This window comes from Citrobacter sp. Cpo037 (assembly GCF_030332945.1).
Lineage (GTDB): Bacteria > Pseudomonadota > Gammaproteobacteria > Enterobacterales > Enterobacteriaceae > Citrobacter > Citrobacter portucalensis.
This window is the reverse complement of sequence record NZ_JAOWGW010000075.1, coordinates 1-21,651: the sequence shown is the minus strand read 5'-3', so window position 1 is coordinate 21,651 and position 21,651 is coordinate 1. Positions and strand designations below refer to the sequence as shown.

Here is a 21,651-nt window from a genome sequence, read left to right as displayed (position 1 = left end):
CAATCTCCTTTCAGATTAGTATTTTGCCACAACTTTGAGAATTTCGGCCTGACCATATTTGATAGGGATAAGCCACCAGCTACCAGCAAACTCTTCGCCAGCATCCCTCCCGTTATAATAGCGAGCCCCAAAATCAGCCTTTAAAGCCTCTTTAGCGCGGAATAATGCCCCTTCTTTCCCTTTCGGGTCCTGCAACCCATAACAACCACCAGGCGCAAAATTCAGACCATACTTAGCGCGGAGATGAGTAGTGTTAACCTTAATTCGCAGACCAAGCTCATCTGCCTCATCCTCAGCGTTCCGTTTTTCCTCCCTACGGGCTTCCTCGTGCTTCTGGTATTCCTCGATAGAAACGCCCAGGCGCTTAGCCTGATAGGTATCGCGAACCCGTTTTTTATCCTCATCCGACATGTTGTAATACAGCTTGTCTGCATCCCGGACCAACAGACGGGCATCGTCTTCATGCACCAGCAACTCAGCTGTAACTTTAGACGGATCAAGCAACCCTATAATGACCATGGCCGCACACGCTTCAACAACCCGGAAGTAATCCTGGCCGTTACCGCCGTATGTGTTCAGGAACGTGCCAGAGCCGTCCAGTACGCTTTGAATTTCACGGTCCCCAGGCGCATAACCACTCTTAATTGCCCGGCTAAATTCCTCATAACGTTCCTGGGCAACACTCGCCACGCCATTAACCAGCTCTTGCTGCGCCTGCTTTCTTAACCGCGGTTTCTCGGCATCCAACGCGCTAATAAAGTCCTGCTTATTAGTGTAGATTGCAGGAACCTCATTGCTCAGCCACGCCAGCCTATCCAGCTCAACAGAACGAACCAGGCCGCTACGAATGTACTCATTGACTGAGATGTTAAAATCACGCGAACTACTCCAAAGAGAAAAGCTGGCGACTTTTTTCGCCACAAGCGCGGCGATCTCATCGGTGCTGGCCACCTCACCAAACCCAGCCATGACAGTCTTGTAATTCTCGCCGTATAACGCCAGCAAAAATCCCTGACATGAATTAGTAAACCGGGCTTGTTGGCGTTCCTGAATGGCAATAGCCCGTTTGAGCTGCTCGTCGCTGCGGTCCGGGTAAACCAGCTTATGGCCATTCTGCTGGTACCATGCAATCGACTTGGTATCCGAAGAGCCATATCCGTAGCCAGCGCTGCGTATATTGAGCGTTTGTTGGGTGTATTCCCCGCCATCATAGGCAACAGAATAATTATCGGTAAGCACCAGCTGACCAGTCTTAAGGAAGGTATAGAACTGATCTTTACTCAGCAATTCTGCTGCCTTGCGAATGCTCAGGCCTCCTTGTAGCTCACTTAGCACCTCAAGTTCGCTTTTAGTCACATCACATGGATCACCCAGCAGCTGAACCGGCACATTCTTGGCATCGGGCGCACTGCTTGTGCCATTCGCAGAAAAAATACCGCGAAGGTTGGCCGTACGCGCGTCAAAGTCCAGCCCGACGATCTTCGCGTAGGAAATTGAATCGTATTTCCCGCCCCTCGTGGCCGTATTGAAATGAAAGTACTGGCCGACCTTATAGGTCTTTCCTTCCACCAGCAGAATCTCTTTGCCGTGGTCAATCACATCAGGATCTACTTTGAGCAATCCCTCTTTGATAGCCTTAAGGACAACCGGGCGCAGCTGCTTGATGTTCTGCTCGGCTTTAGCCAGGCGGGAGATCTTGCGCTGCTGTTTCATCAATGCAGAACGAGCCGACACATCAGCTTTACTGGCGTCGTTGAGTTGCTCACGTCTGGTACGCAGCTCGCGCTCAATTGCACGTGGGCGCCAGCTGTCATTACTCTTCATTATGCCAGCGGCTTCACGTTCTTTAATCGCCTCGCGCTCAGTTAAAAGCTCTTCGATTTCGTTACGGACTGATTCGAGGTGTTTTGATGTCCGCTCAACCTCTCCCTCCAGGTAGGCGATCCTTTGCTGCTCTTTTTCTAAATCAGAACCACTGGCATGCTGAGCTTTGATGTAGTTCTGAAGGTCAAGGTTCGCACGCTTAGTAGCGCGTTCCAGAACTGCGGCTTTTGCCTTAGCAACCTGTTCCGCAATACGACGCTCACGCTCTTCTGGGTTGGCCGCCAGCAGCAGCTGCATTTCAACCATGTTTCCGGCATCGGCGTTTTCCATCTCTGCTTTGTCGGAAGTGAGGATCTCGCGAATCCAGTCCTTTTTACGTTTCAGCGTCTGCAGGCGGAATTCATCGAACGATCCACGGCCACAGTAATAGTGAACCTTAACGGAGTCCTGAGTAGAGCCCACGCGCGCGCCACGGCCGTTACGCTGGTCGATGGATGCCGGTGTCCAGGGCAAAGTAAGGTGGTGAATATCGGTTGTGCCGATATGGAGGTTAATCCCGACCTCAGCCTTTTTATTACAGATCAGGATGCGTGACCGGCCTTCATTGTAGTCGGCCGCGATTTGCTCCAACCCACCAAGGCTAACCTCGTTGATAGCAGCAACATACTCATCGTACGCGGCTTTCTGCTCGTAATAGGCTTTAACCTGCTCTTCGGTAGGCTCGTCCGGGAGGTCTTTCGGCTGTTTTACTTTTTTCGGCTTACGCCCTTTCTTACCAGCCTCAGCGACCGTAGTGGCGTTCAGGATACCAACGGCACTGTCATCAAGTCCCAGATGCGAGCAAATGATGCGTTTGAGCTTACCGTGCTGGCTCTTTTCATCGGTGAAGATGATCTGTTTGCCGTTTTTCAGTCCCTCTTTTAGTCCCTCGATCAGCGCGCTATATTTCGGCGTGAGCGGGTGCGAGACCTCTTTGGGATCAATATCGAACGTTGAGAGGCGTTTTATTACCTCCTGCTCGTACATCTCCGGGACCACCAACGTGCAGGTATTACCATCAACATCGACGGTAAAACGGCCCTCAGCATCGTAGTCCTCGTCACTTTCTTCCTTCGCTCCCAGCGAATCAGGAAGATCGGCCACCAGCTGCTGTACCTTATCCACGTCGGCGGCAGGCAGTAAGAAAGTGATCTGATGCCTATACAGGTCCATGTCAGTACAAACACGGTCCATATCACGAATGATGCCGAAAATGGTGTCCTTCTCTTCGTCGGCCTCTTCCGGTTCAGAGTCGAAATCCCCCATTTTGTCATTCTGTGAGAGCTTCTCAGCGCGCTGGCGCAGGTTCTCGTATTCAATCTCCTGCTCTTCCGACATCGGCGCTTCGACCGTACGTTCGTCGAGCTCCGGAATTTTGACCTGCTCGGAAACATCCTGCGCCGTTTTCAGTGATACCCAGCGATGGAAGATACCGCGCAGCCCTGGGAGGTTTCGGAAGCCAACCAGGCCCAGCTTACTTTCAACCTGACCAGACAGTTTCTGGACAAGACACATCTCTTTCTTGCCGAAAACTTTAACGAAATCATCCGGCGTGTAGATCCCCATGCGCTGCCAGTCGGACATGCTCAGGCAATGAGAGAGCATATTGAACGCATCGATCGGCGAGTTGACCACCGGCGTAGCTGTCAGCAACACCGGCCCACGGCCATTGTTCTTAGCCATCAGGTAGGCGTTTTTGACCGCCATATCGCGCGCAGACTGGGAAACTGATGGAACTGGCAGGTAAGCCAACTGAGAGGCCTCACGACCAGCGCTATAGCTGTTACGGTAGTTATGCCCTTCATCGACGATCACGCTATCGAACTGCATGTCTTCGAAATAAGGGAAGTCGTGTTGTTTCTCGGTACCGGTATCGGAGTGCTCGGACAACAGGCGATTTTTCTTCTGCTGTTCTTTGTAGGTCTCAGCAAGGATTTTCACTCGGCCAGCTTCAGCCTGAGCAAATAGAACATCGTGAGCATGGTCGCGAATGGTTTCTTCGCGCATTGGAATAGCGGCGTATTGCTCTTTCGTCATGACCACAATCGGGTAGTTCGATTGGGGGATCATGTTCATGCGGGCTTTAATGGTCGCGCTGTCTGAAATCTTCAGCGCATCACGCATTACCGGAGCGCCGTTATCATCAAATTTAGGTTCCCCGTTTTCACCGCGTACCTGCACCTGGCGAATGCCACCGGCATCGTCCGGGATAGTCTCCAGGCCAACAAAGAGGATCTTGTTGAACATCTCTTCGCTGTAGAACGACTTGGCCTCATAGTACCAGTTCTCATACACCGCCTTGGGCACAACATAAGCCTGTCGCGTGCTGCGGCCGTTCTCGATGTTGTACAAACCCAGCGCCAGCGCGGTCGTCGTTTTCCCTAAGCCGGTACCAAACCCCATGATTCCGCGGCCATCTTCTGACAGGCGGCGAATTTCCTGGTTTTGATAGCCAAATGGAGCCCGACGGCCACTGATACCCTTAAGGCCCAGCGGCGAATCAGATTGTTCGAAGGGGATGAATGAGTTAAAAGCGGCGTTGTACTGATCCACCAGCTTATCGATCTCATCATGCTGGCGAATCCAGTCATTGAAACGGCTTTCGAGGTCCTCAATACGCGAGCGATACGCTTCGGTGTTAACGCCTGTTGCTCGGCCACCATTGAGGTATTTCTCCAGCTGTGCAGCAAAAGGATCGCTACTGGTCCTGCGTGCGTAAGTCGGCACATTTTCGCCGGTTTCTTTGTCCTTTTTCAGGACCGTACCGTAACGATATCCGGCAAACACACCATTGTTACCGCGGTACCCAAGCTCAGAGACTAAAGCGCCGTTCTCAACCTTAATTGAATCGACATACGTCAGCTCGTCGTAACCATTTTCACGTAAGAACTCCAGCACCAGGCTACGATCAAACCAGCGCGCATCGAGGGTAAACGCGATATCGTCGACGCCGGTCCATTTACGCTTCGACTTAATTTCATCCAGCTGGCGCAGATAGTTATTTTTCTGCGGACCTTCTTTGATAATCGCCAGCACACCCTGAATCTGCCCGGTAATCAGACCAATATCACCGCTGGTGGCTCGGTCCATAGGCATAAGGTCACCGGTCGGCGTTATCGCTATGCCGTCAGTGTTGGCCAGCAGATCAAGCAATTCCTCATCGCTTTCCGGAAGTTCAGCGGTCGACGTCGCGCGGAACTCCGCCAGGGTGATAGGAATGAGGTCAATCTGGTTAAACAGGCTGCGGACTACCTGCTCGTGATTGGTTGTGTCGTATTCACCTGATACCTGCGCCTCAATATTGCCTTGTAGTAAGTCAGAGAGCTCGCCGGTGCTGGTGATCGCCGCACGATATTTAAGCCAATCCCCGCTATTGTTGCCGGAGATCTTACTTATCTTGCCGGTGTTCGGATCACCAAAGCGCTTGTATTCCTCATCCACCAGCTTCGCGGCGCTGGCGCGCAGGCTGTCTATATAGTCACCAGGCATTTTGTTGGCGATAGCGTCCTGCAGCACGCCGATCTGCGCGCCAATGAGTGCGCCTCGGAAAAGCCGTTCCTGTAGATCGCCGCGCTGCGTCAGCGCATAGGAGTAGGCTTTACGCGTCGACTCGCTCATGCTTTCCCAGTAGTTACCGGCCAGCGCCTGGACCTGCTTCCAGTCACGAGCCAGCAATGCGCTGGGGTTATCCAGTACAACCTTAATTTCATCGAGAGAAGAAACGCCGTAAATTGCCGGGTCGACTTTGAGTGTGCTGGTGGGCACGCTGATAACCCACTGCCCGTTGATAAACTCGTACCACTGGCCATTCATAAGGCGCTTATCGCCTTCTTTGGCGCTCTGATTGACAGGCTCCGGCACGCTGAGTAAATCCCAGTTGATACGGCTATCGAAACGGCGGGCTAACTTCTCTTTAAGGGCGCTAGGGGTGATCTGATCGTTCTTAATCACAATGCGGCCCTGGAAGCCGGTACTGACCTCACCGTATACGAAACGCTTTCCGTCATGCTCAAACCATTTGCCGGTGATGAACTCTGGCCACAGCACATTTGCTTCAACCAATAGCTCTTCTTTAGCCTGGAGGATCATGTTGGAAAGCGATTCGGGATGTTTACGCAATACCCAAACGTCGACCGCCGTCGGCGTGCCATTCTCTTTGAATGTTCCAGAAGGTAAGCGATGAGCACCGAGGAACTCCGCTTTACGTGAAACCTGCTCACGGAGTTTTTTCATTCGGGTCCCGCTGGTCATGCCATAGGGAACGATAATGCACGCCAGGCCACCAGGCTTAATCTTGTCGAGTAAACGGAGAATGAAGTAACGGCCAATGTCTTTCTCTTTGGCATAAGCTTTATCGAGATTCATCGTATCGCCACGAGTCGATCCAAACGGCACGTTACCAACGCAGTGATCGAAAATGGCATCGTCGGTGCCGCTGGCCAGCTTTTCGAACGGCATCACATGAACGGCGTCTTCCGGATGTAAAAGCTGGTTAATGCGCCCGGATATCGGGCTAATTTCCGTCGCCGTCATAACGGTACCGCGCGGCTTCGTTTCGTTAAAAACTCCGGCTCCGGAGGATGGCTCCAGGGTATTCCCCGCATCAGCCCCGTAGAGCTTCATGATTTCCCAAATGCCCTCCGCAACGAATTGAGGGGTGTAATATTCGTCCGTTGAGCCGCCGATCCCGCCTTCGCCGGTGTAGCGGGCCAGCGTCTGCCGTTGTTCCGGCGTAAGCTCAGCACCATCAGGCAGAGAATTCAGCAGCTCGATAGCTTTCCGATTCGCTTCCTTGCGCTCGCGGTCGACAGATACACCATCCTTTTTCGTGATCCCGTAGATAACCGGCTCACGGGTTAAACCCAGCGATCTGATAAGCCTTATGATTTCTTCGACTGTTCGAAATGAGTCGAGAATTTCCGCGTATTTGCCATCCGGCATCGTCACCTCCGAGAGTGAACTTTTGATAAATTAACCAAACGTACTAATTTATTTCTTAGTTTATCAAAGGTCACATTTCGAATGCCCAAGTTCCGGCAAGACAACATTTTGAAAGCGTTGGACCAACTGCTGCCCGGTGGGAAGGCGAATCACGGAAACGTTATGTCGCTGGGAGCCACCAGCAGCGGCGGCAGCGGTTTCATGAACGTGTTTTCCCGCTCCTGCCTGCTGGGCAAAGGTGAAACAGATAAGTATTTCGGCGACTCGATGGTCAGCTCCGGCCGCGATCTACTGAATGAGGTGTCGCTACCTGTCGAGCGCCTTCAACGCTATCCGTTCCTGGAGGAAATGGCCACGTATCCGACTATCGGCCAGGCACTCTATATTCACGTGTCGTACGCGTTCTCTATCAACAAGAGAACCAACCTTTCTTTTGAATTCCAGCCGGTGGCGGATGAGAACGATGAGGAAAATAAAGCGGCTCATGAGCTGTGCCGAGAGTTAACCAACGATATCGGTCTAAAAGTTAATGCAGAGCTCCCCAGTTGGGGGCTGATTATGGCCATCTTCGGTGTTTGCTACATACGCCCGCATATAGCGCAGAAAGTTGGCATCACTTCCATGGAGTGCAACTACTACACCCTTCCCTACTTCATTAAGGAGTATTACGTAGGCGGGGATCTGGCAGGCTTCACCGGTGACTACCTGAAGGATGAAACCGGTGCACTCATGTTCGCCAAGCCGTGGGATATGGTTTCGATGAAGATCCCACTATGGCATCCGAGCAGGCAGAACATGCCGATATACACCGGTGCCGAACAGTTCAGCCTCCTATCAGATCCTACAAAGCGGATGCCGGTCGAAACGCAGAATTACGGTACCAGCCTGCTGCAAAATGCTTACGAGCCTTACCTGAATCTACGCGGAGCCATCCGGGCATTAAAAGCATCACGCTATAACGCCAGCAAAATCGACAGGCTGATTGGCCTGAACATGGACAATCTCGATCCTGCGAAAGCGTCACTGTATGGCCGAACCGTGTCCGAGCAGCTACAAAAATCCGCCATGCAGATGGAGAAACGGGCGCGCGGGAACAACACTGCGCCGGTGGTCACCAACACCGTATTACCGATACTGGCAAACGGCAAAGGCCAGATCACCATCGATACCCAATCGATGCCAGCCGATATATCCGGCATCGAAGACATCATGTTCCACATCAAGCAGCTGGCGTCCGCACTTAACCTCGATTACACGATGCTCGGTTTTGCCGACCAGATGACTGGCGGACTCGGGGAAGGTGGTTTCCTGCGTACCAGCATTCAGGCGGGCATGGTTGCTGGCTGGCTGCGTGGCGGCGCTGCCGAGTGCATTTACCGTCTTTGCGATATCCACCTCGCGGCCAAATACGGGAAGGTTTACCCCTCCGGAGAGCGTCCCTACAAAATCGAATTCAACTCGATGGCCACCAGCATCGAGATGGAAGAAAGCGCCGCAATGGACAGTCACGCCAACTATGCAAGCGTGTTCGTCACTATTGCTGACGCCATCTGCAACAACCCCGCCCTGGCAAAATCCAACACCTTCAAACAGATCGTGTTGGGCGACGTTCTCAAGATCCCAGCAACCAAGCTCGAAACCCTGCTGACAGAACTTAAAGCATCTCAGGATGAGGACCACGAGAACGACTTCGGCGGTGGCAATAAGAAAGGCATGTTTGAAAGTGTCACTCACAGGCCAGATGCCGCCATGTGCGATTTCATCAGGTCGATGGACAGACACGAGCTGCAAGACATCATCATCAAAGCGTTTGAAGAATGAGGACCAATATGGCACCTAAATACAAAACCCTGCTAACGCACACGGACCGTTTTTCACTGTTCGACAAGGTGCGTAAAGGTAAACAAAACAACCGCAAATACATGCTTGAAGCGGTGAAAAGAATGATCAACAGCCAGGAGACGCAGGAAGGCCTGCGCCTGGGAGAGCTCTACGGCTATTACGGCCACACTCGCCGTGAGTTGGCTAAAACGCCTGAGTTGCCAGAAACTTCCGTCATTATGGTGGAGGGCAAACCAGTTGTTATAGAGAACGTACCGGCCAGCCGTACTATCGCTATTTCAGTCGACGATGATGGCGTTGTCACTCATACCGAAGAGATTTTTGATACCGCACCCGGGCGGATTGTTGCCAGTATGCTGGAATCCCGCGCTGGTGGTTGGTCATGGGTGACAACCGGCCGCGACTCCCCCGCTATCTCCATACCTACGGGCTACTACGGCATGGATTATGTGACCATGCCCAACTTCATCAGCATGGATCATCCGGCCGCTATGCGTGAAAGCACGGAAGATCGCAACGCTGTCATGACTGAGGCCCTTATCAAGCAGAACTTCACCGAAGAAGACGCCGACGGAATCATCAAACATTACACCGCACTGAATGAGTACGAAGTAATGTTTGAAAGTATCCAGCGTATCGAGGAACTGGAAGTTGCCCGCCTGGCAGCTGCTGGGGAGTTGCTTGATAAGGATCGCCAGTTGGAAGAACAGAGCATCATGCTGGAGTCCTTGAGGAAAGGTGAAGCGGAACGTGCGGAGAAGACCGCGCTGCGTACAGCTATGTTCGAGCGCGTACTCGATAAGCTGCCGGTGTTCACTAACCAGCGCCAGCGCGATGCCATTGCCAGCATGCAAACGGAAGAAGATTTAGCCATCGTCGATAAGTTATTTGAATCGCTGGCCAGCCCTTCTATTCGTACTTTGCCAGTAGAGCAGATCTCCACCAGCAGCCAACCGGCCAAGCGCCGCCATTCCGAGCCGGTCGACAAGTCCAGCATCATTAACTTTGAAAGCACCACACGTCATTTCGGCTAAGGAACCATAATGCCAAGTCCTATCATGAAGTATTTCGCGTACGAGCACCTTCCAGCCCATCTACAGGAAGTAAGTAAGCCGATCGGTGAGTTGGCTGAGATTATGGATAGCGCGCTACCGGATGGCCCGGAGAAATCCGCAGGACTGCGTAAGCTTCTCGAAGCCAAAGATGCGCTGGTCCGCGCCAAGTTGGGTTAATCGAATATTCAAGCCCCGAAAGGGGCTTTTTTATGCCATTGATTAGCGACATCACACTAATAATAAATTAGTATTTTCTGTAATGTCGATAACAAAGGTAAAAATGGTGGAAACCCAAACCCCTGTAACACACCACGCCAGTAAAGCGACTACCCGAAAAAATCGGGCTCAGCGCTACCTGATCAAAGAACTATTCCCTGCTCTCTTCCAGGGTAACCATCCGCTGCCGATGAAGAACGGCATCAAAGACGACATGCTCACACAGATCGTCAGACGCGGCCTGGATATCTCTGAGGAAAAATTACAGCAGTCTTTGCGCGCTTGCTGCTGCTCACAGGTCTATCAAATGCGGATCATCAACAGCCGCGCCCGTCGCGATGTGGATGGGAAGCCGGTAGAACCGATCAGCCTTGAAGACAAAAAACATGCCTGGCGCCGGATTTGTAAGTACCGCAAGGAAAATGGGCTTAAGCCCTTACAGAATCCGCTGAAGAGCAAAACCAAGAAGAAAGATTCGGGTTTAAAACCAAAAAAACCAAGCGCATAGATGCTTTAAAAATTCTCATATCAGCTGGCCGCGGGGAAGATTAACCTTGCGGCTTTTTTATACCAGAACGTTCTTTTGTCAATTTTTTGAGCCTGGACAAATGCACTTTTGGGGCAGCGGTAGTATTGTAACCATTCGTTTTTATTATTTATTTACGACTACTATATGAAAAAAATAATAAGTTTGGGGATTCTATGCGCTGCCGTTTCTACTGGTGTTTCAGCAGCGGAGATCTCAAAAACTGGCATCACGGATATTGCCCCTGTTGACTCTGGCTGCACAGTTAAGACCGATACGATGGGAGTGGTAGCAGTACAGTTCTCCAAATCAGGCATGACATTAGATCTGATCCAGTTCCTGAATGCAGACAAAAGCATAATGGCTATGCCCACTGATTTCGAGAACGCTGGCTTCTCAACACTCCAACAGTCACAAGCCAATAACTTCATTAAGCTTGGCAGTTTCTACAAAGTGCATTACCAACTTTGCGGGCAAGCAGGATATCCAACCCTTTTAGACATCCACACAGTAAAATAAAAAATCACAAGGAATATACAGTGAACAAAAAGACTCTTTTGATTGCGACTATGGCTATCTTCTCGGCTAATGCCTTTTCTGCTGCAATGCCAGCGACCAGAGCGGAAGCTCGGTGGGTTGCGAGCCATATCGACCAAAATATCGTTGCTAAAGGTATGAGCTGCAGCTCAAAAACCGACGAAACAAGCCGCAGCAACTGCGCCTATGGTTACTCTGCTCTCGCTCTCGATGATGCGATGCAAGCCGCGGGTTACTCCTACCGCGACACCCTTCATAAAATAGCCAAAGACCAATCGATCATGGGGTACATGTCCGCAGGGCTGAGTGAATTCGTAATGCCAATCAACATGCTGACTAACGCAGATGGTCAGGCATTCATGCTGAAGAATAAACTTGTCTATAAGAACGACATTCCTGAATTAAAAAATATCATCACAGGGAAGCGTAGTCCGGACGTTTCACAGATTGAAGGCCTTCGCCACCAGCCATCCGCAAGCGAGCTTAACCACTAATTTAATGGGATAAAAAATGCGCAAAATAATTAAGGGAATGTTAGTTGTCTCATTGTTTGCTACTGCTACATCTGCTTTTGCTGTCGGCGATCCTGATGCCAATTTTGCTAAAACTGACTGCAACTCCCCGAAAGTTAGGGCAATGCTCATCGAGTCTTATAATGATCTCCTGAAAAGTCAGAATGCGGAATTCTCAGCAATTGATGCTTATGACCAGAAGACGGTTAAAGGCGGTCTGAATGTTCTGACATGCTACGGAACATATGAATTTTCGGACGGAGATAAACTAGCAGTTACCTACAAATTATATAAAAACAGTTTAGGCCAGTTCATTAACTTCTTTGAACCTGACGAATAGTAAGAATAAAGCAGCTCCTAATAGAGGGGGTTCTCTTTGCCCCCTAATTAAACAGAAAATACTAATTTTTATTTGCTAATATCCATATTTAATGTACCGTTTTATACCGGACGTGTTGACGCGTGCTGGTGGTTCAGAGTAAGGTTTTACTGTCGTAGCAAAATCTGCGACCGGGATTGGAACCCCGATTACCTTTGATGAGCACTCAACACGCGCTCTGCGTGTTTTTTTGTGCCAGCGTCCGTGCGCGCCAAAATTATGGTGGGCTGGATGGGGGAACCGAGAGGTTCGCCGGGTTCATCGAAGGCCGGTAGTTCCAACCCCATTCAGTTCACCACCAAATAGAGATTGGAACCTCTCGGTGGTGTTGTTTAACCTTCGATGAGGATGCCACCATGGCTACGATCCTAACCCCGATTCACCCCCTGTTTATATGGCGGTTCTATTCCTGCCAGTTGCGCCGTTACCATATCGTTATCGCCTCCTGCGAATCTGATGCCCGATCACTACTTCCCGACGCCCCCTGCCTTTTTGTTGCCCGATTTCCTTCGCCCTGCCCAACTCTCTCCTACTGGAGGGCTCGCCCATGACTTTTCTGACAGAAGAAGCGATCGTCGCAGCTGCCCAAAAACTGCATGTAGACATCACTGGCATCAATGCAATTTCCACGCTGGCCAGCCATTTTATGATTACAGAAGGCTTTTACTTACTCAGGAATAAATCTGCCATTAAGCGCCGTCTAACTGGTGAGATTAAAGCATTTTTAGGGCAAGCACAGGGAATGAAGGTGGCGAAATGAACACAACCAAAAATGAAATTGTAGCGCCGGTGATTTGCGGTGTGGAGATCACAACTGACGCCGAAGGCCGTTTCAACCTCAATGCCCTGCACAAAGCAAGCCGCCTTGGTGAAGAAAAGGCACCGGCTAAATTCTTACGTAATAAATCAACTAAAGAACTGCTTTCTGAACTCGAAATGCAAACTGGACAAATATGCACAGTTTCATATGAGGGCCGAAGCGGTGGCACATTCGCCCATGAGCTGCTGGCCATTGAGTATGCCGGTTGGATCTCTCCAGCCTTCCGTCTGCAGGTTAACCAGACATTTCTGGATTACCGTACCGGCAAACTTATGCCACCAGCAGAACATTCATCATCCCATCAATTGATACAGTCGCAACAACGTCAAATAGAACTGCTGGAAGAACTGCTCATCCGCGAGCGCGAAAACTCGCAACTTCGCGCCAAACTGGAAGAAAAAAACCACCACCACCAGCCATTGACGAACCAAGACCTATTGCGCGAGCGTGACGAGCTGGCAGAACGGTTGGGCCAGAGCCGTAACTATGCCACGCTCGATGCGGTTGAACGGAAGATGGGCCGAGAATATCAATGGCACCGGCTGCGTAACTGGTGTCTCAGGAATAATGTCGAGCCGCTGGTGCTGCGTAAATTTCAGTGCGTCCACGCCTGGCCCCGCGGAGCATGGCTGGCGGTGTATGGAGTAAATCTGGAAGAACTGTTTGGATAAAGAGTAAGGACTGCTTCGGCGGTCTGTCGATAAAAGTCGGCCTCAGCAAAAGGTATGCACTTTCATAAACCCTTCCCACCTTTTCTTCAAAAGGTGGGAAGCTTCATAAAAGGTGACTCGCCTCTATTTAAAGGTGACCACTTTCATAAAAATGTGACCTTGTAACGCATCAAAACACCTTCCGTTTTATGGAATGTGACCACGTAACTATCAAAAAGGTGGCTGCTTTCATAAGTGGGTAAAAACACAGTTATGAAAGTGGTCACCTTTAGCCATTTTTTTATGAAACTGCCCACCTAATTACCGAATACACACCCTCCCCTTTATGAAAGTGGTCACCTTTTTATGATACCAGCCACCCAAAACAAAAAAGGCGGGCATCTCTTATGAAAATGCCCACCTTTTTTATGAAAGTGACTACCTTTTTACGCTATCACTGCTCGCCACCATCGCCTTCATTTTCCTCATATTTTCCTTTAGATGAGGTCAACTTGAGGTTTGGTCTGCGTGCGAGGATCGTGAACTGAATTTCACGCCCCTTTTTCACCTCTTTGTACTCCAGATATCCGATCTTCTCTAAGTCAGCCAGTGCCTTTCTGATTGTCTGGTTTTGAGTCTTCACCGGTGAGTCCAGTAGCAATCGCTCGCGAAACCTCTTCATTGTCATAAACAGAGGGCCGGTGTTGGATGGGAGGCTTTCAAGGTAGATATACAGAGCCTGTGCAGCTTCCTTTCGAGAGAGGTTTGACAGCGGTTTCAAACTGAGCAGGATTTTATGATCCCAGCGATATAACTCCCACAAATCCTTATCGCCTACCAGTTCAACGACATCCTCGTTTTCATCCAGCTTCGCTTTCTGTACCAGGTGGCTTACCATGTTCTTGGTGCCGTCTTTACTGGTAAATCCGAGTGTTACACTCGCGATATTGAATAAAGATTCCTTCAGCCGAGCGCGCGCACGGCCGTTCAGGTCTGTGGGCCGAAGACCGCACATACGCCCGAACTCAGAGAATGAGAGAGTTATCTTTTCACCTTCAAAGCCATATTTAGAGAAAGCTGATACTATCCCTATCCAGGCTTTGAAATCTGTGGACATGTTGAGCTTGGCGCCCTGAATTCGGATCTTTGTGTAGCCCTCGCGCCGCGCGATTTCCAGCGTTGATAGCTCTTCTGATGCATCAATAAGGAAATCTCGCTTACCGCGTTCCTTCGGTGCGACAGGCGTGAACACGCTAAGGCGGAGCAACGCCCTTGGCTGAACGCTTTTGTCGTCACTTGGCACCAGCATGTAATCTTTACCAGTTTCACGGTGAACTACGAACGGATGTTCTGGGTTTAAACCTTCATCTGTCTGATTTTCAGTCGATTCCATCGTCTACACTCAGATTTTACCGATTACGAGCCTGTGAATAATCGTGTGCATAATCGGTGGTTAAAAATTTCACATCACGCAGAGGATCTACATGAAAAATATTGATAACAAAGATATTTTTTGAGTTATTCACAAACCTGTGGATAAAACACACTGATTTTATGAAAGTGCCCACCTTTGATTTATGAAAGTGTCCACTAAAATTATGAAAGTGTCCACCAAAATTATGAAAGTGCCCACTTTTTTTATGAAAGTGTTAACCCAAAGTGCCGTTTTCGTTTGTAAAATCATGACGTTACAAGCGTGGTGATCTTTATTGATCTGTATATTGATCTATATATTGATCTAAAAGACTATGATCTATGGTGTGGATAATAATAAAAGGGCACCCCGAAGAGTGCCACGTCAGTTAGTTGATTTCGGCCACCTTACCGCCGAAGTTCTTGTAAGCCTCGATCAGAACTTCGACCTTATGCTCTCTCTGACCGTACCCTGCTCCCGGGAAGCTTGCCCAGATATTAGCGCACTTGGCAATCGCTCGTCGGATATGGCCAGCTTCAATATCAGCAATAGCACGCTGTTCCTTCAGCAATTGCAGACAAAGTCTGTCCTGGCTCTCAGGGCTAAAATCTTTCAACCCTAACTGCTCTTTGTACGTCGGCCAATATTTATAAAGCTGCTGATAGCCACCAGATGCTGTTGATCGCTGCCCCGCTTTGTTAAACACTTTACCCGGGCGGCCCTTGGCAAATGGATGATCGCTGTAATCAGTAAAAACCTCTGGTTTGCCATCGATGCCCGTAACGATCACATCATAGCCGTCATTCACTGTAAGCGGATGATTTAGCGTACCCTCAGAAAAACGGATCGTTTTCATAAACGCTTGTATGTTCGGATTCATGTCTACTCCAGATGTAACTTATGGAAAAATGCAGCAGACAAGTTAGTAGTACTCACAAGGACGCCATCAGGTGTCCTTTTTCTTTTGGAGGATGCTACGGAAAGTTACATCCCGATGGGGATAAAAACAGGCGGCAAGTACCGCCTTTCAAGACTACTCAGGAGACTGAATCACTCTCAAATTCTTCATAGCTCTGCTGCAGCTCTGCTTCCATTTCCTCCAGCCAAGCATCAGGAACACCAGTTACTGTTACTGCTGTGAGCTCAAATACTCGAAGCATTTCATACGGCGCGCACAACGGACCGTTGACCGGGTAAATACCCTGCCCAGTCCCCTCTGCAGTAGCAGTAATTAACCAGAACAAGTTCATGATGGACTCAACCGAGAAATCACCGGTTACACCGAAATCACACGGTTCAAGAGCTTCATCCCCATAGAACGTTACTACGCCGGTGCGAGTGCCGTCGGAAATTTGTATATCAACCATCAGTGACCTTCCTTCAGTACACCAGTGACAAACTCGATGAGGCCATCACTGTTTACCAGGGATATGGCGCCAGAGTTAGGCTGCGCCAGATATTCGAAACCAGAGGAAAAGACCTCTGTGAACTTTGCGGTATCGATATGGTAGCCACCATAGATTTTACCGATGTAGGGTGATGAGAGGTGATCAGCTATCGCAACCTCTTTGTCGCCGTAAACCCCATTCCGATAAAAACGGTTCAATGATGCTACTGCAGCGTTTTCCCCGTTGGTTCGTTCCGCCAGATAGGCGCGCGCCATCAACAGATAATCAGGGTTTGAAAACTCAAAGTGATGGCCCACTTCGTGCCAGAGTGCTCGTTTACCACCGCGAGGGTTCAGGGCGATTTGTTTCTTTTGAATGTTGGCAAACGACCGGCCACGGAGGATATCGATGTTTTTTAGTGTCCGGATGCGGCCGCGAGCAAGTTTAAAAACAGCTTTAAGATCCCGCAGAAAGCTACCTTCTGCGCCGCTGTAAATATCGTACTCGCTTATAAGCGCACGGCTAACTTTGATACCGGCGATCCACTCTTCAGCCTGCTCATCATTGATTTCGGCGTCATTTAACAACTCTTCCCTGATTTGCTCTACTTGAGGGATCACTTTTTGGATCGACGTTTGGATCACATCTTTTAACCACTCCGCGCCATGACTTGGACCAGAGTTGATAAAATTCGCGCACCCATCTTGCTCGCCTGGGCTACCGAAACCAAATTTCCCACTCAGCAATGCAGTACGAACGGCTTCAGCTCGTTCCCCAAACAAATTGCGTACGTTAATCCACTCCAGAGATTCCGGGTTTTTGCTGTCCAGCAGATTGGCTATTTCAGCCTTTGCCTCTTCGATCCTTCCTGGTATTGACATGGATCGAAGAAAGTCGGCACCAGTCGTTTTTCGTTGCTGGTAAGCGTCAGATGCACTCTCTGATGTTAATGTCTGGCTGGCTGGTTCCTCCGTTCCGACACGTAGCATCTGAAAAATATTGAACATCTGGTCATTCAGTAAATCGCCAATACGTGACATGACCGCTGATATGGCCGGGAACTTAAACTTTATGTTGTCGACCATGATGGGATAGAGCATTTCTCTCATGCGTAATGCAGCAGCATCTCTTTCTTCTGGGCTTTTAGCGCTCTTCCACTCTAACGCGACACTACGTACCCGAAAGAAATCACCGGTGACGAACATGAAGCGCCAAATTTTCTGGTTTTCGATTGCTAACGGATGGACTCGGGTTATTTCCCCGGCTTTAGTCAAAAAGATGCTTTTCCCGTAGCCAAGCTCTTTCTTTGCAGCAGTGAAAGTTTTACCCAGTACAGCGCTGGCCAAGTTGGTGAATGCAGTGATATCGCTTTCGCTAGCAGTTGTCTTAAGGGATAACGCAGAAAGTCGATCGAGGATGAAAGAGTAGCTGCTACCACTAACAGCTTCACGATCCCAGAAACTGAGGATCGCAGCTGATAGGTCATCAACGGAATTGCACATACCGATGATGACCTTCGTTTTTTTGTCCGTTTTAGGGGCTTTGAGGGTGGTTTTTAACATAGATCCAGATCCACGCCGCCCGGATCGTTGGATCATCGGGGCGGCTAATGTCGTTAGGCAGCCTGTAAGGCGTTCTCGTTAATCCAGGTGAGCGCGCCTGCCTTGATATCATCAAAGGTGAGAAAAACGCTCTGGAAGGGCTCCAGCGCTCTCAGCGTAGCGACAAAATCAGTGGCGCTCTGTTTGTTGAATTCACCGGCGAGGAAATCAGTAACGATCTTAGGTGGACCAGCTGGCGTGTCGGGTTCGCCGGTCGGCCCGTAACCCAACTTCACTAATACCTCATCAATTTGGTCGTTGAGGTCCAGTAAGGCTATGCCGGTTGCCGATTTTGCCTGTCCCAGAAGTTCATCAAGTTTGTCTGAGAGATCTAAGCGTTCAATCGCGCTGAGTTTCATGCTGCAGCGCCTCCCTGCGCTATGTTGGCCAGCAGATCAGACAGGTGCTGTACTGCTGTGTTTACCAGCTCTTCATTTTCGTCATAAATACCGGCGGCGGTAAGTGCTGATATGGCTTCACGTACGGAACCACGTGCATTTCTGATCACCACCAGGTCAGAGCTTTCCAGCTCTGCAATACTGTTGAGATAAGCAATTGCCTTTTGTGCTTCGGTGTCAGCTTCCGGAGGGGGGGCATCGGGTTCAGACTCCAAAATTGTTGGAATGTCCTCGCCAAAATCAATCGCTGACTTCATCTTCTCGATGTTACGTGTCGTGGGATGCGCTGAGAGCTTCTCTGAGAGCTCTACAAGCTCCGCGGAGCTAAACCCTTTTGTTTCTGCCCAATGCGTTACCTGGTCTTCTGTGTGGCCTGTACGTGCGGCAATCGCACCGGCGGCAACCACAAACGGTGATGGCTCATTATCGACAGGAGGAATTGGCTTCTGTTTTCTCGCCTCGGCTTCTGCTTCTACGATCTCGATCTGTTTACGCAGTTCATCATTCAGATCTTCCTGTTCTACGGCTTGGGCATTCAACGAATTGAGCTGCTGAGACAGATTACTCAGCCCGGCCTTTATTTCATCACCACTTTCGACGAGGGCCAACTGCTGCTGTTCCAGCTTATCGCCTTGTTCCTGGAGGTTAGCTATCTCGCTTTTTACTTCTGCCTGGCGTGCCTGTGCCTTCTGGAATTTCGCGGTATTTCGCTCAATCAGGTTCGAAAGTGCCATGGTTACCTGTTTCAGCGAAATATCACGACCGTTTGCGGGAGATACGACGTTTGTCACATCTCGCTTATTCAGCAGGAAACGGAAAGCAACCAGCGTATCGGTTGTTGTGATCGTCCCGACATTACCGCTCGGACTATGGAAAATCAGAGTTATACTCTGACCGTCTGATAGTGGAATTTGCGCAGGCATAACCGCAATCCCCTGCACCTTTCGCGCCCTACCGATATTTGCGCCGCCAATGGATTTGGTTCCGTCTTCCACTTCACCGGCGCTGTCGTTGCCAGCAGTAATCCCGGTACCATTAAGTGACTGGTTTAATGCTCGGACGAACGCTCGCATAGTCGCGGCCAGGCGCGATCGAGTTGAGGTAATTGCTTCAAGCATCAGGTCCTCTTCCGGCAGCATCGGGACATCGTAAAAATAAGTACTGGTGAATTCTTCAAGTGAGAGCGATTCCAGCATGAAGTGTTCACCATCACCGGCGTAGAGCTGCTGCACTGCCTGCTCGGATATGTGGATAGCGGGTAGGTCCTGGCGATTGGACAATGTGAGTCCAGAATGATGGTTAATGGTCTTAAGCATCTGGGTTCTCCAGTTTTTTCAGCTGATCTTCAAGCTGAGCTGTTATTGCTTTGGCTGTCGTCAGACGCGTTTGGGCATCCTGTACCCGTTGAGTGAGGTCGGATTTCTGCTTCGTGGCCGTGTTGACGGTTTCCTGAAGGGTTTGAACATTTTTATTCAGCTTATCCCGCCGATCCTTAGCTTCCTTAAGGCGCTGAACGTTAGATTTTACCGCTGGTTTGGTGCCTGAAATATCTATGACACGCTTGGCCTTACGAGCCAGACTTTCACTGAATTTTTTAGCGTTTTGCTTAACAGTTGTTGCGAGACTATCTGCAATTTTGGATAACGTATCAGCGCGAACTGCAGGGATCGGTTTCCCGTTTAATTTGAATCCAGAAAAATCACCAGAGTCGTTAATTTCAGTTTGAAGTTCTTGGCCATCTTCGAAGCGCAATGTTGCGGTCTTCACGTTAAGCCCATTCTTCTTGGTAACTCGGTTGCTTGCCGCTACGTTTTCGACAGTGAGACCGGCTTTTTTGAGCGCGTCGAGGAAAGGTTTTAATCCCTTCTCTGTTACCTGGTCGAAATTGACCTGAGCGTATTTTTTCCCGTTCTTTGAGGTGAGATTATTTGGCACGGGCATTAATGCGTCCCTCCGGGAAGAATTTCAAACTCTTTCTGAGCATCAAGGTGAAGCGGAAAAATACGGTAAAGAGGATTGTAGAATGAATCACCGTGCAGAATTTTAACGTTGATGATCCATTCCCCAGCAGGGATGATTAGACGGTCGAGAGGAATATCAAGGTATTCGCAGTTTTCCCCTTTAGACGCATGCTCCAGCGTGCGACGACGGTAGGCTACAACGGTCGTTGGGCAACTCTTATCCCTCAGCGTAAACTCGATTGTCGCCCCGATAAGACGGGATGATCTTACGTTGTAATACACAGGGACGCGTAAGTGCCCTTGCTCGATTTTATGTTCACCGACGAAAAGGTTTTTTACCGTCGCGCGCCGCAGCGCCCAACGGTCGGCAGCCATGGTTATGCTGGCCCCTACAACCAATATCAAAGCAATCATTATTTGCCACCCTTTGAGAAAATTTGAGTTATTACTCTCGCAACAGATTCAGTATTTATCTTTCTGGCCATGTGGACGACCTCGTACCCGTTGTTACTGGAGAGCAGTACGGAAAAGTAGATGATTGGTTCATCGAATTTCTGGTGCCGCCCAATGTAGTAAGCCATTAGCCCTGCTGTTACCGCATAAGAAATCGTGGTGAGGAAATCCACTACAGTTCCTTTGACCTTGCCTTCCCTCAGTTCCATCAGGAAAACACCTGTACCGCTAAGGAGAGATAGGCCGACGGCGATGGCTATCGGCAAGATGTCGTTGCTGATCAGCACCTCGGACCTCGTTTCAAGTTATTTCAAGGTCCGATTTTATTGAAAGTTACATTTGGCGGGGGGCTGCTTAGACTTACTGAGTGGTTTATTCTTCTTCCAGGGCCTGTTCCCATATAGGACGTTTGCTGAACGCATCTTGATCATCAGCATCCGCATATGCATCATTCAGGTCATCCATCTGTGATGCCGGAAATTTTTTATAGAGCGTCGAAACGCCTACGTCGAAAATAATGGCGACCTGATTTCGGCTCATGCCGTCGAGAATCAGGCGACCCATTTGCGCCCAATCTTCCGGTGAGTATTTTGGTGGGCGACCACCAATCCGGCCTTTTTTACGTGCAACAGCCAGTCCCGCGCGCGTTCGTTCAATGATGATTTCACGCTCCATTTCCGCCAGTGCTGACATGATATGGAACGTGAAGCGGCCCATTGATGTATCGGTATTGATTCCCTCAGTCAGAGACAGGAATTTGATGTTTTTCTGTTTAAATGTTTGCAATAGATCAGCCAGATTTATGAGCGAACGTCCCAGCCGGTCAAGCTTCCAGACAACAACCGTATCACCCGGCTTTAATTTTTTAAGCAGCCGGTTTAACCCAGGCCTTTTAGCCTTGGTACCGGTCATTTTATCTTCGAAAATTAGCTCGCAATTTGCGCGTTCAATAGCTTCTCGCTGAAGTTCTGTATTTTGGTCAATTGTTGACACCCGAATATAGCCAATTCGCATATTTTTTAACCTATTTGCTGTACATAAAAAACGGCGAATTGTATCCGATACTTATGAGGGGAATATCAGAAATGTTGGTTT

21 protein-coding genes are annotated in these 21,651 nt (G+C 49.7%); 10 read left to right on the top strand and 11 right to left on the bottom strand.

What is annotated here, in order from left to right:
* Positions 1-15 precede the first annotated feature (15 nt).
* Positions 16-6,804, bottom strand: coding sequence for a helicase-like domain-containing protein (locus tag OGX94_RS19370; protein ID WP_268056585.1), 6,789 nt, complete (start codon positions 6,802-6,804; stop codon positions 16-18).
* 162 nt (positions 6,805-6,966) lie between these two features.
* On the opposite strand from OGX94_RS19370, the gene OGX94_RS19365 reads away from it, so the two are divergent.
* The 10 genes from OGX94_RS19365 (at position 6,967) to OGX94_RS19320 (ending at position 13,362) form a co-directional block, all read left to right on the top strand.
* Positions 6,967-8,625, top strand: a complete 1,659-nt coding sequence (locus OGX94_RS19365) for a phage portal protein (protein ID WP_181553298.1) — start codon at positions 6,967-6,969, stop codon at positions 8,623-8,625.
* An 8-nt stretch (positions 8,626-8,633) separates the two neighbouring features.
* Complete coding sequence (locus OGX94_RS19360; RefSeq protein WP_181553299.1) at positions 8,634-9,680, top strand: head processing protein; 1,047 nt, start codon at positions 8,634-8,636, stop codon at positions 9,678-9,680.
* A gap of 9 nt (positions 9,681-9,689) precedes the next feature.
* Positions 9,690-9,878, top strand: a complete 189-nt coding sequence (locus OGX94_RS19355) for a hypothetical protein (RefSeq protein WP_181553300.1) — start codon at positions 9,690-9,692, stop codon at positions 9,876-9,878.
* Between the two features lie 103 nt (positions 9,879-9,981).
* Complete coding sequence (locus OGX94_RS19350; protein WP_181553301.1) at positions 9,982-10,425, top strand: ProQ/FINO family protein; 444 nt, start codon at positions 9,982-9,984, stop codon at positions 10,423-10,425.
* 165 nt (positions 10,426-10,590) lie between these two features.
* Entirely contained in the window at positions 10,591-10,962 is a 372-nt protein-coding gene (locus OGX94_RS19345) for a hypothetical protein (RefSeq protein ID WP_181553302.1), read from the top strand.
* Positions 10,963-10,982: 20 nt separating this feature from the next.
* Positions 10,983-11,474: a hypothetical protein gene (locus OGX94_RS19340; RefSeq protein WP_268056584.1), complete on the top strand. Its 492-nt coding sequence runs from the start codon at positions 10,983-10,985 to the stop codon at positions 11,472-11,474.
* A gap of 16 nt (positions 11,475-11,490) precedes the next feature.
* Positions 11,491-11,832: a hypothetical protein gene (locus OGX94_RS19335; protein WP_181553304.1), complete on the top strand. Its 342-nt coding sequence runs from the start codon at positions 11,491-11,493 to the stop codon at positions 11,830-11,832.
* 395 nt (positions 11,833-12,227) lie between these two features.
* Positions 12,228-12,422: a host cell division inhibitor Icd-like protein gene (locus OGX94_RS19330; RefSeq protein ID WP_268056582.1), complete on the top strand. Its 195-nt coding sequence runs from the start codon at positions 12,228-12,230 to the stop codon at positions 12,420-12,422.
* Positions 12,419-12,631, top strand: coding sequence for a hypothetical protein (locus tag OGX94_RS19325; protein WP_181553306.1), 213 nt, complete (start codon positions 12,419-12,421; stop codon positions 12,629-12,631). The genes OGX94_RS19330 and OGX94_RS19325 overlap by 4 nt, the downstream gene beginning before the upstream one ends.
* Positions 12,628-13,362 (top strand): KilA-N domain-containing protein, encoded by a 735-nt coding sequence (locus OGX94_RS19320; RefSeq protein ID WP_268056581.1) that lies wholly within the window; start codon positions 12,628-12,630, stop codon positions 13,360-13,362. The genes OGX94_RS19325 and OGX94_RS19320 overlap by 4 nt, the downstream gene beginning before the upstream one ends.
* A gap of 433 nt (positions 13,363-13,795) precedes the next feature.
* Here the strand turns inward: OGX94_RS19320 and OGX94_RS19315 are convergent, their stop codons facing one another.
* From OGX94_RS19315 to OGX94_RS19270, 10 genes are all read right to left on the bottom strand, one after another.
* Complete coding sequence (locus OGX94_RS19315; RefSeq protein WP_268056580.1) at positions 13,796-14,734, bottom strand: RepB family plasmid replication initiator protein; 939 nt, start codon at positions 14,732-14,734, stop codon at positions 13,796-13,798.
* Positions 14,735-15,143: 409 nt separating this feature from the next.
* Positions 15,144-15,635, bottom strand: a complete 492-nt coding sequence (locus OGX94_RS19310; RefSeq protein WP_268056579.1) for a glycoside hydrolase family 24 protein — start codon at positions 15,633-15,635, stop codon at positions 15,144-15,146.
* A 157-nt stretch (positions 15,636-15,792) separates the two neighbouring features.
* Complete coding sequence (locus OGX94_RS19305) at positions 15,793-16,122, bottom strand: hypothetical protein (protein ID WP_268056578.1); 330 nt, start codon at positions 16,120-16,122, stop codon at positions 15,793-15,795.
* Positions 16,122-17,705 carry a hypothetical protein gene (locus OGX94_RS19300; protein ID WP_268056577.1) on the bottom strand — a complete coding sequence of 528 codons (1,584 nt, stop codon included), beginning with the start codon at positions 17,703-17,705 and terminating at the stop codon, positions 16,122-16,124. Before OGX94_RS19300 ends, OGX94_RS19305 begins: the two co-directional genes overlap by 1 nt.
* 53 nt (positions 17,706-17,758) lie before the next feature.
* The gene (locus OGX94_RS19295) at positions 17,759-18,103 is read right to left on the bottom strand and encodes a ddrA (protein WP_268056575.1); all 345 of its coding nucleotides are present in this window, start codon (positions 18,101-18,103) and stop codon (positions 17,759-17,761) included.
* The gene (gene darA / locus OGX94_RS19290) at positions 18,100-19,458 is read right to left on the bottom strand and encodes an antirestriction phage head protein DarA (protein ID WP_268056573.1); all 1,359 of its coding nucleotides are present in this window, start codon (positions 19,456-19,458) and stop codon (positions 18,100-18,102) included. The genes OGX94_RS19295 and darA overlap by 4 nt, the downstream gene beginning before the upstream one ends.
* Positions 19,451-20,083 carry a defense against restriction DarA-related protein gene (locus OGX94_RS19285; RefSeq protein WP_181553313.1) on the bottom strand — a complete coding sequence of 211 codons (633 nt, stop codon included), beginning with the start codon at positions 20,081-20,083 and terminating at the stop codon, positions 19,451-19,453. Before OGX94_RS19285 ends, darA begins: the two co-directional genes overlap by 8 nt.
* Entirely contained in the window at positions 20,083-20,517 is a 435-nt protein-coding gene (locus tag OGX94_RS19280) for a lysis protein (RefSeq protein WP_256433815.1), read from the bottom strand. The genes OGX94_RS19285 and OGX94_RS19280 overlap by 1 nt, the downstream gene beginning before the upstream one ends.
* Complete coding sequence (locus OGX94_RS19275) at positions 20,517-20,843, bottom strand: holin (RefSeq protein WP_181553315.1); 327 nt, start codon at positions 20,841-20,843, stop codon at positions 20,517-20,519. The genes OGX94_RS19280 and OGX94_RS19275 overlap by 1 nt, the downstream gene beginning before the upstream one ends.
* Before the next feature lie 85 nt (positions 20,844-20,928).
* On the bottom strand, positions 20,929-21,570 hold the full coding sequence (locus OGX94_RS19270; RefSeq protein WP_181553316.1) for a recombinase family protein: 642 nt from the start codon (positions 21,568-21,570) through the stop codon (positions 20,929-20,931).
* Between the last annotated feature and the right edge of the window lie 81 nt (positions 21,571-21,651).

What these genes read in the sequence shown, in the direction of transcription:
- OGX94_RS19370 (WP_268056585.1), bottom strand. Translation starts at nt 6,804, where the DNA reads ATGCCGGATGGCAAATACGCGGAAATTCTCGACTCATTTCGAACAGTC.
- OGX94_RS19335 (WP_181553304.1), top strand. Translation starts at nt 11,491, where the DNA reads ATGCGCAAAATAATTAAGGGAATGTTAGTTGTCTCATTGTTTGCTACT.
- OGX94_RS19285 (WP_181553313.1), bottom strand. Translation starts at nt 20,083, where the DNA reads ATGCCCGTGCCAAATAATCTCACCTCAAAGAACGGGAAAAAATACGCT.
- OGX94_RS19305 (WP_268056578.1), bottom strand. Translation starts at nt 16,122, where the DNA reads ATGGTTGATATACAAATTTCCGACGGCACTCGCACCGGCGTAGTAACG.
- OGX94_RS19310 (WP_268056579.1), bottom strand. Translation starts at nt 15,635, where the DNA reads ATGAATCCGAACATACAAGCGTTTATGAAAACGATCCGTTTTTCTGAG.
- OGX94_RS19300 (WP_268056577.1), bottom strand. Translation starts at nt 17,705, where the DNA reads ATGTTAAAAACCACCCTCAAAGCCCCTAAAACGGACAAAAAAACGAAG.
- OGX94_RS19355 (WP_181553300.1), top strand. Translation starts at nt 9,690, where the DNA reads ATGCCAAGTCCTATCATGAAGTATTTCGCGTACGAGCACCTTCCAGCC.
- OGX94_RS19345 (WP_181553302.1), top strand. Translation starts at nt 10,591, where the DNA reads ATGAAAAAAATAATAAGTTTGGGGATTCTATGCGCTGCCGTTTCTACT.
- OGX94_RS19350 (WP_181553301.1), top strand. Translation starts at nt 9,982, where the DNA reads ATGGTGGAAACCCAAACCCCTGTAACACACCACGCCAGTAAAGCGACT.
- OGX94_RS19360 (WP_181553299.1), top strand. Translation starts at nt 8,634, where the DNA reads ATGGCACCTAAATACAAAACCCTGCTAACGCACACGGACCGTTTTTCA.
- OGX94_RS19330 (WP_268056582.1), top strand. Translation starts at nt 12,228, where the DNA reads ATGGCTACGATCCTAACCCCGATTCACCCCCTGTTTATATGGCGGTTC.
- OGX94_RS19325 (WP_181553306.1), top strand. Translation starts at nt 12,419, where the DNA reads ATGACTTTTCTGACAGAAGAAGCGATCGTCGCAGCTGCCCAAAAACTG.
- OGX94_RS19280 (WP_256433815.1), bottom strand. Translation starts at nt 20,517, where the DNA reads ATGATTGCTTTGATATTGGTTGTAGGGGCCAGCATAACCATGGCTGCC.
- OGX94_RS19365 (WP_181553298.1), top strand. Translation starts at nt 6,967, where the DNA reads ATGTCGCTGGGAGCCACCAGCAGCGGCGGCAGCGGTTTCATGAACGTG.
- darA (WP_268056573.1), bottom strand. Translation starts at nt 19,458, where the DNA reads ATGCTTAAGACCATTAACCATCATTCTGGACTCACATTGTCCAATCGC.
- OGX94_RS19320 (WP_268056581.1), top strand. Translation starts at nt 12,628, where the DNA reads ATGAACACAACCAAAAATGAAATTGTAGCGCCGGTGATTTGCGGTGTG.
- OGX94_RS19270 (WP_181553316.1), bottom strand. Translation starts at nt 21,570, where the DNA reads ATGCGAATTGGCTATATTCGGGTGTCAACAATTGACCAAAATACAGAA.
- OGX94_RS19295 (WP_268056575.1), bottom strand. Translation starts at nt 18,103, where the DNA reads ATGAAACTCAGCGCGATTGAACGCTTAGATCTCTCAGACAAACTTGAT.
- OGX94_RS19315 (WP_268056580.1), bottom strand. Translation starts at nt 14,734, where the DNA reads ATGGAATCGACTGAAAATCAGACAGATGAAGGTTTAAACCCAGAACAT.